Raw genomic sequence first — 13,865 nt, forward strand, 5'->3', positions numbered from 1 at the left:
AAAATGGCACACGCACACAAACTTGAAATTTTTAGAGGTCTTTTAAAATTTAAGAACAACACCCAAAAAATTTGGGGAGTTTTGATTTTCTTATCCATAGTAACTGCCGTTGAGGTTTTGCTAGGTATTTACAAGCCACGTGTTTTGACCCATTCATATTTTCTGGGTATGAAGTTGTTGAACTGGATTTTCATAGTTCTAACATTGGTAAAGGCTTATTACATTGCTTGGGACTTTATGCACTTAAGAGATGAAAAGACGGCTTTGAGAAGGGCTATAGTTTGGACACCGATTTTTCTTGTGTCTTACTTGGTTTTCATTTTGTTGTTCGAGGCAGATTATGTTTACAATGTTTATAAGGAAGGTTTCATTAAATGGAACTTTTAATCCTTATATTATCATAAATTAACAGCATACTAAGACGGTTTAACGACCGTCTTTTTTAATTTTGTATCCGTTTGTAATTACCGGTGCATCCCGTAAAATCATGAAAAAAACGGCCGTTCTTATCACTCTGTTCATACTGCCTATCGTGGCGTATCTTTTTTTTGCGTCTGGGGTAAACAATTTCGGCAGATTACCAGTATTGACCGATACGATTGATGTGAAGTCGCTCAGTGCAAATGATATCGCCTTAGAGAACAAGATCACCATTTTGGGGTTTTTAGGTTCCGATATCGCTTCACGAAGGGGGAATATGTTCAACTTAAACCAAAAAATTTATAAGCGATTTCATGAGTTTCAAGATTTTCAGTTTGTCATGGTCGTTTCTGAAGGCTTGCAAGACCAAGTAGATGACCTAAAGAAGGAGATTGGGCATTTAGGTGGTACCGAGAAATGGAATTTCGCCTTCATGACAGAGAATATGATAACTGAATTGTTCAATTCGTTGAAAACTGATATTACTTTAAACGAAAACCAATCAACCCCATTTGTTTTTATTGTTGATAAGGAAGCAAAACTGAGAGGGAGAAATAAAGACGAAGAGGATGGTGTTGTTTTCGGTTTTGATACTTCTTCTGTAGCTGAGCTGAACAATAAAATGGTGGATGATGTAAAGATTATTCTAGCAGAGTATCGGTTGGCGCTCAAGAAAAACAATGCAGATAGATAGGATGTTTTATGGCGGCTAAAAAGAATAAATACACATACGTTTGGGTTTCATTGATTGTTTTGGTCTTTGGTATCATCTTTATTCCAAAAATCGTCAACCGCCTCAAATCTGGAACAGTCGTAGAGGCCGACCGAATGAATGTGAAAGATAATTCTGGAGAGTTGGCGTATGTATTGGCGAATGGTAAAAAGAGAAGGGTGCCTTCTTTTGAGTTTATCAATCAAGATAGTTTGGTTGTCAGTGATAATGACTATAGGGGCAAAGTATTCGTTGTTGATTTTTTCTTCACGAGTTGCCCATCGATTTGCCCGATTATGACCAAGAATTTGGTAAGCTTACAAAATGAATACGAGGGCCGGGCAGATTTTGGTATAGCTTCATTTTCAATAACGCCTGAACATGACACCCCAACTGTATTAAAAACGTATGCCGAGAAATACGGTATTACCGATTTAGACTGGCACCTTATGACAGGCGATCAAAAGAAAATTTATAAGTTGGCCAACGAGGGTTTTAACATATTTGCGGCAGAAATGCCAGATGCACCAGGAGGTTTTGAGCATTCAGGGTTGTTTGCATTGGTCGATAAAAACGGGTTTTTACGTTCTAGGGTAGATGAGTTTGGTAACCCCATAGTCTACTATCGTGGTACTATCACCGAAGGGCAAGGCGCGAACGATCATGGCGAGCAAGAGCAAATCTCTATTCTTAGAGAGGATATAAAAAAATTACTGGAAGAATGAGCGACGTAGTTGTTAGGGAAAAGCGTTTCAATAAATTGATAACCATAGTTTCAATTGTAGTACCCGTTGTTGTGGCATTGCTTTTTGGTGTGAAACTGCCCAATGTAGAACGTCTAGGCTTTTTGCCTCCTATTTATGCGACTATTAACGGGGTTACGGCCTTATTGCTATGTGCAGCAGTGATGGCTATTATGAGGGGTAATAGAAGAATTCACCAAACGCTGATCAATATTTGTATTGCGCTGTCCCTTCTATTTTTAGTCATGTATATCGGGTACCATATGACTTCTGATTCTACGACTTACGGAGGCAAAGGAGTTATGAGGTACGTTTACTATTTTATCTTGATATCGCATATTATATTATCCATTGCTATAATCCCCCTCGTTCTTAAAACCTATTCTTTTGCTTATCTCAATAAGTTTGATAAACATAGAAAATGGGCTTCTTTTACATTTCCACTTTGGCTATATGTTGCGGTCACAGGGGTTATTGTGTATTTGATGATATCACCATATTACCCCATTTAATTATTCAATTAATCTGATATGAAGTTTAAAGCTGCCATCATTTTTATTGCTCTAGCTCTCTGTCTTCCTTCTCAAATGGAAGCTCAATGTGCCATGTGCCGTGCAGTTTTGGAAAGTAATGGAAATACCGATGTGGCAGAAGGGGTCAACAACGGTATTGTGTATCTAATGGCCATACCTTATGTATTGGTAGCAGTGCTCTTCTATTTCGTTTATAAAAAGATGAAATCGAGCCCTGTAAGTTAATTTAACATTTCTTTTGGCGATTTGATGTAACAATGAGACTTTCAGGTAGTCTTATAAGTGCATGCTTTTTAAAGTGTGTTCATCAATCAATACATCAATCACATGTTAGATATCGAAAGGTGGCAAGAAATCTTTGATACCATACGTAAAAATAAGCTACGCACTTTTCTTACCGGTCTTTCCGTAGCGTCTGGTATATTTATACTTGTCATATTATTGGGTTTTGGCGAAGGTTTCAAAAATGGAATTGAAAATGAATTCGCTCAGGATGCTGCGACCAGTGTTTGGGTATGGCCGGGTACTACCACCAAAGAATTTAAGGGGCTGAACCCCGGTCGAGTAATCGAATTGAGAAATTCTGATTATGAATACTCTTCGCAACTTTTGAACGACCAAATCGAATTAAGCTCCCCTCGTATTTTCGTGAGAAACGTTTCTGTTAATTATGGTAATGAAGCCTTGGTTTACGGGGTGCAGGGCGTTTCATATCAATTTCAGCGCATCGAGAATGCGACAATGTCCGATGGTCGTTTTCTTAACTATCAAGACGAGCAGAATACGGCCAAGGTGGCCGTTATTGGCAATAAAATCGCTAAGGATGTGTTTCACGAAGTTGATACGCCAATTGGTGAGTTTATAGATATTTCGGGCATTCCCTTTAAAATTGTGGGGCTCTTTGGCGAAACCGAGGATCGTGAAGAAGAACGGATATTTATACCTATCACTACCGCACAGCGCGTATTCAATGGTGGCGATAAGGTAAATAATCTAGCGTATACTTTACCCATGGCCAATGATTTTGATGAGGCCGTGGCCAACTCGGTGAAATTTAAAAGTACGCTATTAAGAAACCTTCAACTAGCACATACGATAGCTCCCGATGATACCAACGCCGTTTTTGTATGGAGTGCCCTTGAAGAGGCCAAGAGGTTTTATAGCCTGACCGATAACATTAAATTATTTTTTTGGTTCGTAGGCGTTTGTACCATTATCGCAGGTGTAGTCGGTGTGAGCAATATCATGTTGATTGTAGTGCGCGAGAGAACAAAAGAGATTGGTATTCGAAAAGCTCTGGGCGCCAAGCCTTGGTCGATAGTTGGCATGATACTTCACGAGTCGGTTTTTATCACCGCCATTTCAGGTTTTGCCGGGTTGATTTTAAGCATGGGGCTGTTAGAAATATTAGGTCCGCATATCGAGGTAGATTATGTGTTGAATCCTTCGGTCAATTTTCAAGTGGCCGTTTCAACCGTGTTCGTATTGATTTTTGCGGGGGCCGTTGCCGGTTTTTTTCCAGCGTGGAGGGCCGCTAACATTCACACCATAGATGCGTTGCGAGATGAATAGTTGGGTAAAAGGAAATTTAAGAAGCTATGTTCAATAAAGATCGGTGGAAAGAAATTCTAGAGGTTCTCACCAGTAATTGGTTTAGAACCGTTTTGACGGCTTTCGGGGTCTTTTGGGGTATATTCATACTTATAATTCTGCTTTCGGCCGGCAAAGGCCTTGAAAACGGGATTATGAAAGACTTTGGTGATATAGCTACAAACACAATGTTCATGTGGTCGAGAGCTACTACAAAATCGTACAAAGGGCTTCCCAAGGGAAGAAGTTTTATTTTCAAGACAGATGATGTTTCCTCCATTCGCGAAAACGTTCCAGATTTACGCTTTATATCTCCTCGCAATCAATTGGGCGGTTTTGGTGGAGCCAACAACGTGGTTCGAGGACTTAGAACCGGCGCCTATAATGTGTACGGTGATTATCCGGAGATAATTCGACAAGATCCTATGAGTATTACTGCAGGGCGATTTTTGAACTACAGCGATATTGAAGAGAAAAGAAAGGTGGCCGTAATCGGTGAGGGAGTGGTCGGTGGATTGTATGATAAGGGCGAAGAAGTACTGGGGACCTACATCAAGGTGCAAGGGGTGAATTTCATGGTGGTCGGTACCTATAAAAAGAAAAGCAATGGTGGGGACGGTGAAGAAGGGCAAAAAGAAATTTTTGTTCCTTTTACCTCTTTTTCACAGGCTTTTAATAGAGGTAATGATGTCGGGTGGATGGCCATTACTGCCAATGATGGTACATCGATTACCGAGATAAAGAACAATATTATGGCCGTCGTTAAAGAGAATCATAAAGTACACCCTGATGACCAAAGGGCGGTAGGTCATTTCGACTTGTATGAGCAATTTCAAAGGGTGCAAAGCTTGTTCGGGGCTTTGCGTTTTGTAGCCTATTTCGTGGGGATTTTGGTGCTGCTCTCCGGGGTGATCGGAGTTAGTAATATCATGTTGATCGTAGTGAAAGAGCGTACCAAAGAAATTGGTATTAGAAGGGCTTTGGGTGAAGACCCGTGGTCGATTAAATTGCAAATACTGATGGAGTCTATTTTCTTGACCATTATTTCCGGAATGGCAGGAATTTCCTTTGGAGCACTTTTCATTTATCTGATTAATACCATTCTCGATATGAACGGGCCGGTAGATATGTTCGCCAACCCTAGCGTTAGTTTAGGTGTGGTCATTGGAGCATTGATTATTCTTATCGTTTCTGGTCTTCTTGCGGGGTTTATTCCCGCCCAGAGCGCCATAAAGGTTCGGCCTATAGAAGCATTGCGTACCGAATAAATCAAATAATATAAAATATATAATAGTATCTAACATCAATCAAAAATGAAAAAGACAGTAACCCGAATAATCCTGCTCCTCATTGTGTTAACCTTCGGGGGAGCCATGTACTACTTGTACCAAAAGAATGCCGAGGATCCTGTAACCTACGAAACCGAGCAGGCTTCCAAGAAAACAATCGTTAAAAAAACGGTTGCGACCGGCAGTATTTTACCCCTGGAAGAGGTATTGATCAAACCCAATATTTCAGGGGTTATCGAAGAAATATTTGTAGAAGGTGGCGACTACGTTAAATCGGGTGACCTGATATGTAGAATTAAGGTGGTACCTAATTTGGCAGCCTTGAACGATGCGCGAAATGGTATCGATGAGGCAAAAATTAATCTCGATGACCAACTGCGAAACTTAGATAGGCAAAAGAGCCTGTTTGGCAAGGGAGTTATTTCTCAAGTTGACCTAGAACGTGCACAAGTGGCGTACGATCAGGCAAAACAGACCTACGCAGCCGCTAATAAGAGATTTGAAATTGTTAAGACGGGTACCGCCAAAGGTTTCGGTAATGCCGCTAATACCCAGATTCGAGCTACTGTAAGCGGTATGGTACTAGAAGTGCCTGTAGAAGTGGGTAACCAGGTAATCGAGAGCAATAACTTCAACGAAGGAACAACCATTGCCGCTATCGCCGATGTCGATAAAATGATATTTGAAGGAAAGGTCGATGAAAGCGAGGTAGGAAAAATTAAAGAAAACCTTCCCCTTGAAATCACCGTGGGCGCACTGGAAGGGCGCATTTTTGATGCGGTATTGGATTATATCGCCCCCAAAGGCAATGAGGAGAACGGCGCCGTGCAGTTTGAGATAAAGGGTACCTTAAAGAAGCAAGACTCAGTATTCATTCGGGCGGGCCTAAGTGCTAATGCCTCTGTCATTCTGGCGAAGGCTGATAGTGTGCTGGCCATTAAAGAGGCGCTGGTACAATACGATAATGACTCTAAGAAACCATTTGTTGAAATTGCGAACGGTGAACAAATATTCGAGAGAAAAGATATAGAGCTGGGTGTTAGTGATGGTATATATGTCGAGGTTAAATCAGGAGTTACCGAGCAAGATAAAATCAAGGTTTGGAACGCCATTGTGAAAGAGGAAAACATGTAAGAAAAATATTTAACAGAAAATTTTGACAATATCACGTAACAATTTAACAACTTGAGTGTCATATTGCTGCTGGCCCTCAAAAAGCATAACAACTAACGTAACCACAAATGATAGAAATAAATAATCTGCATAAATCCTATAAGATGGGGGCCAATTCCCTTCACGTTCTAAAAGGATTGAACTTTAGCATTAAAGAAGGAGAGTTGGTAGCAATTATGGGTTCTTCAGGTTCCGGAAAATCGACATTGCTCAATATTTTAGGAATGTTAGATGAGGCAGATTCCGGAGAGTATACCCTAGATGGTGTACCCATTAAAAACTTGAACGAAACAAAGGCTGCCAAATACCGTAACAAATTTCTTGGCTTCATTTTCCAGTCGTTTAATCTCATTAACTATAAAAGCGCAATGGAAAATGTGGCTCTTCCCCTATATTATCAAAAGGTTCCTCGAAAACAAAGAGAAGAGAAAGCTATTAAATACCTTTCTCAGGTAGGTTTAAAAGAATGGGCGCACCATTTACCCAATGAACTTTCCGGTGGACAAAAACAGCGGGTTGCTATTGCAAGGGCAATGGCAGCCGAGCCAAAGGTTCTCTTGGCTGATGAGCCGACCGGGGCATTGGATAGTAAGACTTCTTATGAAGTTATGGACCTTATTCAGAAAATCAACGACGATGGCAATACCATATTGGTGGTAACTCACGAAGAAGATATTGCCCATATGTGCAAGCGCATAGTTCATCTAAAAGATGGTGTTATAGTCGAGGATAAAAAGGTAGATCAAGTTAGGGCATCACAATATGTTTAGTAGGGATATTTGGAAGGAAATTTTCGAGACTATTCAAAAGAATAAGCTGCGTACCTTTCTGTCGGGTTTTACCGTGGCTTTGGGTATTTTGATATTCGTTGTGCTCTTCGGTTTCGGCAATGGCCTTATTAATACTTTCAATGAGTTCTTTTCAAATGATGCGACCAATGTTTTCATGGTATTCAGGGGCAGGACGACAATGCCCTATAAAGGTTATAAAGCTAATAGAACGGTAGAGTTCGACAATAGCGATTTAGAAGATGTTGAAAAGAATTTTCCCTTATTCCTTGAATACTTAAGTCCTAGAATTACCCGACAAGATACTGTAAGCTACAAGAACGAGAGTAATAGCTATTCGAATTGGGGCGTAGGGCCCGCGCATCAGTATGCCGAAATGAACATTATAATGAAAGGTCGTTACATCAATGTGATGGACATTAAGAACAAGACCAAGAACGCCGTCATAGGTAGGTTGGTAGAACAAGACCTTTTCGGATCTAAAAATGCAGTTGGTAAGTATATCGATGTGGGCGGAAGCTCTTTTAAGGTAATCGGCGTATTTCAAGATGATGGGGGTGATAATGAAGAGCGAAATATATTCGTGCCCTATACGACCATGCAGCTCATCGAAAAGAATACCGATAAAATAGACGCTATGGTAATCGGCTTTAAGCCTGAAATTGGCTATGCCGGGGCAATGGCTTTTGAGAAAAGTCTCGACAAATTTATTCGGGAAAAGAAATACATACATCCGCAAGACCGAAACGGAATTTTTATACGCAATGTAGCGGACCAACTTAGGCAAAACCAGCAATTTGCCCGGGTACTGCAGATTATTGTCGGTTTTGTAGCCTTTGGTACCATCATCGCGGGCATCATCGGTATTAGTAACATTATGGTTTTTGTGGTGAAAGAACGCACCAAAGAACTGGGTATTCGAAAGGCGTTAGGTGCTACACCTAAATCGGTAATAGGCACCATTCTTTTAGAGTCGGTTTTCATTACAACGGTCTCTGGTTTTATAGGTATGCTTTTGGGCGTAGGTATCTTGAGTTCGATGGGTGAACGGTTAGAAGATTTCTTCATTACCAACCCTTATATCGATATGCCCATGGCCATTATTGCGACCGTTGTTCTTATCATATTTGGAGGAATAGCAGGTTACGTACCCGCACGTAGGGCGGCGCGTATTAAACCAATTGTAGCATTAAGAGACGAATAGGATGCGATTTATACTAGATAGAAATACGTGGCAAGAAATCTTTGGTTCTATCAGCAAGAACAAGATTAGAACCGTCATTACCGTCATAGGTGTTCTATGGGGCATCTTTATCTATATAGCCCTTTCTGGAGCTGCAAAAGGTATGGACAATGGTTTTGAAAGTATGTTCGAGATCATAGCCAAGAACAGTATGTTCGTTTGGGCACAAAACACAAGTATGCCCCACGAAGGATTTAAAACAGGTAGGCAGATGCAGTTGAGGCTCGGAGACGCTACCATGATCGAAAACAGAATACCTGAGGTAGAATTTATTGCCCCAAGAAATGTTCGCGGCTTCTTCGGTTCGACCCCTCCGAGTATCGGCCGGGGCAACAAATCGGGTAGCTATCCCCTTTTTGGCGATTTTCCGGCATTTACAAAAATAGCACCTAAAAAAATTTATGACGGAGGGCGTTTTCTCAACGATGAAGACATTGCCCAAGCTAGAAAGGTGGCGGTAATCGGTGAGCGTGCGCAGCGAGAGCTTTTTGATAAGGGCGAAGAACCTATTGGGGGGTACATTAAAATCGATAACGTTTATTTTCAGGTCGTTGGCGTACACAAATTTGACCAAAGTGGAGGTTTTGGTGGTGATGGTGATATTTTTATTCCATTCTCAACCTTTAGAAAGCTCTATAACACGGGCGATGAGGTAGGTTGGTTTTCAATAGCTGCTTATGATGACGCCGATGTGGTGAAAGTAGAAGAGAACATTATCAATTTGTTGAAAAACATACATCAAGTACATCCCGATGATGATCGTGCTTTTGGCTCTTTCAACTTGGGCGAGCAGTTTAACAAGATTGTCGGCTTTGCCAACGGAATCACTTTTTTATCCTTAATTGTTGGTATCGCGACCATACTGGCAGGGGTTATAGGTATCGGAAATATTCTTTTGATATCAGTGAAGGAAAGAACCAAAGAACTGGGCGTTAGGCGTGCCTTGGGGGCTACACCCGCCGAGGTGCGTAACCAGATTATTCTTGAATCTGTTTTTCTAACGGTTATTGCTGGCATTATGGGCATCATACTGGGTGCGGCGACCCTCGCATTAATCAACAACTTAACTCAGAATATCGATTTCCCTTATACGAATCCAACAGTTCCAATTCCCTATGTAATCGGGGCTCTGGTCATCATGGTGGTATTAGGAACATTAATCGGGTTGATTCCTGCTCAACGAGCGGTAAGTATTAAACCTATCGATGCGCTAAGGGAAGAATAACACGAATACAACGTAACAAAAACGAGAACAACTATACCAATAGACAACAAACACAACTACAATGAACAAGATTTTAAAGTATGTATTAATCGGGGTGTTGGTGCTGGGTGCCCTATGGGCCGCTGCCTTCTTTATTAAATCGAACAGTAAAGAGGCGATTACCTACGAAACTCAGCATCCTTTTATATCGAACATCGAGAAAAAGACGGTCGCTACCGGTACGGTTATACCTGAAGACGAAATCGAAATAAAACCTCAGATTTCTGGAATCATTCAAAAGATATTCTTGGAAGAAGGCCAAAAGGTCAAATCAGGAGATTTGATTGCAACCATTAAGGTAGTACCCAACGAACAGTCTTTGAACCAGGCCAGGGGTAGGGTCAGAAATGCAGAGTTGGCGCTCAATAATACAAAAATCGAATATGACCGTAATAAATCACTCTTTGATAAAGGGGTGATATCAAGTCAAGATTTCAATAACCTTCAACTTCAATACGATCAGGCGGTTCAAGAACTTGAGAACTCCAAAGCAGACTATCAAATTATTAGAGTAGGTTCAGCAGGAGGTTCTACCAGTGCCAATACAAATATCAGGGCAACGGTTGACGGTACCATTCTTGAAATACCGGTAGAGGAAGGGGACCAAGTGATACAGAGTAATAACTTCAACGACGGTACAACGATAGCTACCATTGCCGATCTGGGTAAAATGGTTTTTGAGGGAAAAGTTGATGAGGGCGAGGTAGCGAAGTTAGAAGTCGGTACTCCCCTAAAAATAAGCTTGGGTGCTGTTGAAGGTAAAGAGCTTGATGCCAAGCTTCGATTTATAGCACCTAAAGGTATCGAGGAAACTGGCGCCGTGCAGTTCAAGATTGAGGGTGATGTAGATGTTCAAGATGATATATTCATTCGAGCTGGTTATAGTGCCAATGCATCTTTGGTGCTTGAGAAAAAAGATGATATTCTAGTGATACCGGAAGCATTATTACAGTTCGATAGTAAAACTGACAAGCCCTATGTGGAGGTTTCGACCGGTGAACAACAATTTGAGCGTCGCGATATTGAAATCGGAATTTCAGATGGGGTCAACGTCGAAATAGTTTCTGGCCTTTCAGAATCGGACAATGTCAAAATTTGGAACAAGACCGAACCTATTAAGAGAGGAGAGGAAGAAGGCACTGAGGAAGCAGAAGAGTAACATTCATCAATCATAATCAAAAAATCAAAAAATGAACTTAAAACTAATCGTTTTAGTGTTCTTCATTGCTATTGGCAGTAGTACTGCGCAAAGCAAAAAATGGACATTAGAAGAGTGTGTGGCATACGCAGTAGAACATAACTTAAGTATTGAGCAATTCGAACTGGATTTAGAAAATGCCAAAATCGATAGGTCCGATGCGTTAGGAGCGCTTATGCCCAATGTTAACAGCTCGATATCGACTTCAGGTAATACAGGTCTTTCCTTTGACCCGACAACCAATCAACCGGTAACAACAACTATTCTTACGGCCAATGGTGGGGTGACCTCTTCGTTGACCTTGTTCGATGGGTTGAGAAATTTCAATCGCCTGAACAGGGCAAAAATGAATGCAATCGCCAACCAATATCGTTTAGATGATTTAAAGGATGATATTCGTTTGAACGTCGCCAATGCCTATTTACAAATACTTTCAAATAAAGAGACTTTAAAAGTTTTAAGGGCGCAATACGCAGTTACCGAACAAGACTTAAAGCGTACCAAAGAATTGATACAGGCAGGTGCTTTACCTGAAGGAGATTTGTTAGAGATTGAGGCGACAGCCGCCGGCTTGGAGCAACAAATTGTAAATACCGAAAACTTGGTTTTGATTTCGAGAATCAATTTGGCCCAGTTACTTCAAATTACCGATTATGAAAATTTTGATGTTGTAGATGTTGATTACGAGGTACCTCCTTCTGATATCCTGAACAAAAATCCGAAGGAAATTTTTGCTGAATCGCTTACTTTTAGAAATGATATCAAGTTCTCTGAGTCAAATATTGATTTGGCAAAAGAGGATTTAAAAATTACAAAGGGAGCGTTGTATCCGACACTATCCGCCTTTTTTAACTATAATACAAGATATTCCGATCAAGGTGGCTTCGATAGTAGTACAGGTACTTTTGTGCCCGCTGAAAGTTTCGGAAATCAATTATGGATCAATGATGGTATATCTTATGGCGCTCAATTGAATATACCTGTTTTCAATGGTTTTAGTACCAGAAATAATATTAAGAGGGCAGAAATTACCGTTAAAAAAGCCGAGTTGCAACTAGAGCAAGATAAGCTTGATTTAGAGACCAATATCAACCAAGCTTATGTTGACGTAACCAGTTTTGCCAAAGCATATGAAGCAGCGCAAAAGACATTAGAGGCTCGACAACTGGCATATAATTACTCAAAAGAAAGGTATGATGTAGGACTTATGAATGCCTTCGATTTTAGTCAAGCACAATCAAGGGTCGATAATGCCGCTGCTGAGGTAGTAAGAACCAAGTATGATTATATTTTTAGAATTAAAGTTCTTGAGTTTTACTTCGGATTACCAATCGATTTAGAATAACCCTATTTTGGGGTAGTTAAATGGTCCGCTATTGCTTTAGCTTTAGCGGATTTTTTTATGTATTAAGATTATATTTGCAGCCTTATGGCGTTGATACTTAATTTAGAGACGGCTACCACTAATTGTTCGGTGAGTTTGGCCAGAGATGGGCAGTTAATAGCATTAAAAGAACATAATTCCCCTAATTATTCCCATTCAGAACAGCTACATGTATTTATCGACGAGGTCGTCAAGCAAGCCAGTTTGCGATTGTCCGATCTGGATGCTATCGCTATAAGTAAAGGCCCCGGGTCATACACCGGCTTGCGAATAGGGGTTTCGGCAGCCAAAGGCCTATGTTATGCTTTGGAAATTCCGTTGATATCGATAGCCACACTTGAAAGTATGGCGAGTCAAGCTGACCCACAGGCGGTTGATTTTATAGTTCCCCTTTTAGATGCCCGTAGAATGGAGGTGTATTCTGCAGTTTTTGATAAAGACTTGAAACAGGTTAGGGATACTCGTGCTGAGATTGTCTCTGAATCCTCTTTCGAAGTGTTTTGGCAAAAAGGGAAGGTGCTCTTATTGGGCTCAGGAGCTGAAAAATGTAAGGAAGTATTATGTCACGACCATATCTCTTTTGATGAAGGGGTGGTTCCTTCTTCTAGCCAAATGGCCCACTTGGCGTACGAAAAATATAAATCTTCTGAGTTCGAAGATGTAGCTTATTTTGAACCTTACTATCTAAAGGACTTTATACTTCAGCAAAAGAAAAAATAGCCTTTGTCAATTTTTTGGAAAATGAGAGGCTTTTAGTTTTAACCTTTGCCCTGTTTCGCAACCGGTTTTATCGATTTTAAAGAATCATAATAGCTTAACAAGCGAATAACATCAGCCTCTTTTTTTAAGTTGAGGTTGTTGGTGTTCATAAAGTTTGAAACCTCGATGAATTTGTCGCTTAGTGCCCTTAATATGTTGCTTTTATTTAATTCTATTAGCTGTGCAAGGGCTTTGTCATGCTTAATATAATAGGAAGAATTCTCAATATAATTTGCGATTGCTACTTTTGTAGAACTTCCGTATGCGGTATGGCTCGAAGGAGCACTAATGGTCTGATATTTTCCAGGTTTGAGTAAAAAAGAAATATGGTTTCCTATGAATAGAGGGTTGAAATACCCTAATTGGGTTTGGTTATTGGGTAATTCAAATTCGAAAATTTTATAGGTTTTACCATTAAAGGTGGCACTAAACTCAGGTCTTCTAAGAACTTCTCGAACGGTGCTATTTTCATCCTTGAACTCTATAACTTGTTTTATAGAATTAAACCTCATTGGTGCAACTAGAATTTCTTTACCGTTAAAGTTTAGATTTCCATTATTAAATTCTTCCGATTCATAGGGAGAGCCTTCATTCACGTAGGTTATTTCTTTTGTTTCGTTCATAAAGAAAGGATAATTAAATCCTGACTTTTGCATAGAAGATGACATTAGGGAGCCACTTTGGGAGAATCCCACAAAAGGAAGAATCAAAAGCAACAAAGCATTTTTCATAAAAGTAAATTTTAAGTTTGTATTATGTTGCGGGGGAT

The 13,865-nt window shown here is 40.3% G+C and carries 15 protein-coding genes; 14 read left to right on the forward strand and 1 reads right to left on the reverse strand.

The window, feature by feature from the left end; translation table 11 throughout:
- Positions 1–3 precede the first annotated feature (3 nt).
- The 14 genes from D1013_RS03930 to tsaB all read left to right on the forward strand — a co-directional run bounded on the left by D1013_RS03930 (position 4) and on the right by tsaB (position 13,057).
- Positions 4–387, forward strand: coding sequence for a cytochrome C oxidase subunit IV family protein (locus D1013_RS03930; protein ID WP_121847646.1), 384 nt, complete (start codon positions 4–6; stop codon positions 385–387).
- 100 nt (positions 388–487) lie between these two features.
- A complete protein-coding gene (locus tag D1013_RS03935) occupies positions 488–1,114 on the forward strand; it encodes a hypothetical protein (RefSeq protein WP_121850585.1) in 627 nt (208 codons plus the stop codon).
- Between the two features lie 8 nt (positions 1,115–1,122).
- Positions 1,123–1,857 (forward strand): SCO family protein, encoded by a 735-nt coding sequence (locus tag D1013_RS03940; RefSeq protein ID WP_121847647.1) that lies wholly within the window; start codon positions 1,123–1,125, stop codon positions 1,855–1,857.
- Positions 1,854–2,387 (forward strand): DUF420 domain-containing protein, encoded by a 534-nt coding sequence (locus tag D1013_RS03945; RefSeq protein ID WP_121847648.1) that lies wholly within the window; start codon positions 1,854–1,856, stop codon positions 2,385–2,387. Before D1013_RS03940 ends, D1013_RS03945 begins: the two co-directional genes overlap by 4 nt.
- 18 nt (positions 2,388–2,405) lie before the next feature.
- A complete protein-coding gene (locus D1013_RS03950) occupies positions 2,406–2,633 on the forward strand; it encodes a CAMCR motif-containing small membrane protein (protein WP_121847649.1) in 228 nt (75 codons plus the stop codon).
- Positions 2,634–2,735: 102 nt separating this feature from the next.
- Positions 2,736–3,980 carry an ABC transporter permease gene (locus D1013_RS03955; RefSeq protein WP_121847650.1) on the forward strand — a complete coding sequence of 415 codons (1,245 nt, stop codon included), beginning with the start codon at positions 2,736–2,738 and terminating at the stop codon, positions 3,978–3,980.
- 26 nt (positions 3,981–4,006) lie between these two features.
- Positions 4,007–5,266: an ABC transporter permease gene (locus tag D1013_RS03960; protein WP_121847651.1), complete on the forward strand. Its 1,260-nt coding sequence runs from the start codon at positions 4,007–4,009 to the stop codon at positions 5,264–5,266.
- Between the two features lie 45 nt (positions 5,267–5,311).
- The gene (locus tag D1013_RS03965; protein WP_121847652.1) at positions 5,312–6,421 is read left to right on the forward strand and encodes an efflux RND transporter periplasmic adaptor subunit; all 1,110 of its coding nucleotides are present in this window, start codon (positions 5,312–5,314) and stop codon (positions 6,419–6,421) included.
- 107 nt (positions 6,422–6,528) lie between these two features.
- Positions 6,529–7,230: an ABC transporter ATP-binding protein gene (locus tag D1013_RS03970; RefSeq protein WP_121847653.1), complete on the forward strand. Its 702-nt coding sequence runs from the start codon at positions 6,529–6,531 to the stop codon at positions 7,228–7,230.
- A complete protein-coding gene (locus tag D1013_RS03975) occupies positions 7,223–8,452 on the forward strand; it encodes an ABC transporter permease (RefSeq protein ID WP_121847654.1) in 1,230 nt (409 codons plus the stop codon). Before D1013_RS03970 ends, D1013_RS03975 begins: the two co-directional genes overlap by 8 nt.
- Before the next feature lies 1 nt (position 8,453).
- Positions 8,454–9,716, forward strand: coding sequence for an ABC transporter permease (locus D1013_RS03980; protein ID WP_121847655.1), 1,263 nt, complete (start codon positions 8,454–8,456; stop codon positions 9,714–9,716).
- Positions 9,717–9,777: 61 nt separating this feature from the next.
- Positions 9,778–10,914, forward strand: coding sequence for an efflux RND transporter periplasmic adaptor subunit (locus D1013_RS03985; protein ID WP_121847656.1), 1,137 nt, complete (start codon positions 9,778–9,780; stop codon positions 10,912–10,914).
- Between the two features lie 31 nt (positions 10,915–10,945).
- A complete protein-coding gene (locus D1013_RS03990) occupies positions 10,946–12,298 on the forward strand; it encodes a TolC family protein (protein WP_121847657.1) in 1,353 nt (450 codons plus the stop codon).
- An 84-nt stretch (positions 12,299–12,382) separates the two neighbouring features.
- Positions 12,383–13,057, forward strand: coding sequence for a tRNA (adenosine(37)-N6)-threonylcarbamoyltransferase complex dimerization subunit type 1 TsaB (gene tsaB / locus D1013_RS03995; protein ID WP_121847658.1), 675 nt, complete (start codon positions 12,383–12,385; stop codon positions 13,055–13,057).
- Positions 13,058–13,095: 38 nt separating this feature from the next.
- Here tsaB and D1013_RS04000 read toward each other — a convergent pair whose 3' ends face one another.
- The gene (locus D1013_RS04000; RefSeq protein ID WP_121847659.1) at positions 13,096–13,827 is read right to left on the reverse strand and encodes a hypothetical protein; all 732 of its coding nucleotides are present in this window, start codon (positions 13,825–13,827) and stop codon (positions 13,096–13,098) included.
- Between the last annotated feature and the right edge of the window lie 38 nt (positions 13,828–13,865).

The sequence above is a fragment of the Euzebyella marina genome (genome assembly GCF_003687485.1).
Lineage (GTDB): Bacteria > Bacteroidota > Bacteroidia > Flavobacteriales > Flavobacteriaceae > Euzebyella > Euzebyella marina.

Bases quoted from the DNA above. Each gene is read 5' to 3' on its own strand.
- D1013_RS03930 (WP_121847646.1), top strand. From the start codon at position 4: ATGGCACACGCACACAAACTTGAAATTTTTAGAGGTCTTTTAAAATTT.
- D1013_RS03935 (WP_121850585.1), top strand. From the start codon at position 488: ATGAAAAAAACGGCCGTTCTTATCACTCTGTTCATACTGCCTATCGTG.
- D1013_RS03940 (WP_121847647.1), top strand. From the start codon at position 1,123: ATGGCGGCTAAAAAGAATAAATACACATACGTTTGGGTTTCATTGATT.
- D1013_RS03945 (WP_121847648.1), top strand. From the start codon at position 1,854: ATGAGCGACGTAGTTGTTAGGGAAAAGCGTTTCAATAAATTGATAACC.
- D1013_RS03950 (WP_121847649.1), top strand. From the start codon at position 2,406: ATGAAGTTTAAAGCTGCCATCATTTTTATTGCTCTAGCTCTCTGTCTT.
- D1013_RS03955 (WP_121847650.1), top strand. From the start codon at position 2,736: ATGTTAGATATCGAAAGGTGGCAAGAAATCTTTGATACCATACGTAAA.
- D1013_RS03960 (WP_121847651.1), top strand. From the start codon at position 4,007: ATGTTCAATAAAGATCGGTGGAAAGAAATTCTAGAGGTTCTCACCAGT.
- D1013_RS03965 (WP_121847652.1), top strand. From the start codon at position 5,312: ATGAAAAAGACAGTAACCCGAATAATCCTGCTCCTCATTGTGTTAACC.
- D1013_RS03970 (WP_121847653.1), top strand. From the start codon at position 6,529: ATGATAGAAATAAATAATCTGCATAAATCCTATAAGATGGGGGCCAAT.
- D1013_RS03975 (WP_121847654.1), top strand. From the start codon at position 7,223: ATGTTTAGTAGGGATATTTGGAAGGAAATTTTCGAGACTATTCAAAAG.
- D1013_RS03980 (WP_121847655.1), top strand. From the start codon at position 8,454: ATGCGATTTATACTAGATAGAAATACGTGGCAAGAAATCTTTGGTTCT.
- D1013_RS03985 (WP_121847656.1), top strand. From the start codon at position 9,778: ATGAACAAGATTTTAAAGTATGTATTAATCGGGGTGTTGGTGCTGGGT.
- D1013_RS03990 (WP_121847657.1), top strand. From the start codon at position 10,946: ATGAACTTAAAACTAATCGTTTTAGTGTTCTTCATTGCTATTGGCAGT.
- tsaB (WP_121847658.1), top strand. From the start codon at position 12,383: ATGGCGTTGATACTTAATTTAGAGACGGCTACCACTAATTGTTCGGTG.
- D1013_RS04000 (WP_121847659.1), bottom strand. From the start codon at position 13,827: ATGAAAAATGCTTTGTTGCTTTTGATTCTTCCTTTTGTGGGATTCTCC.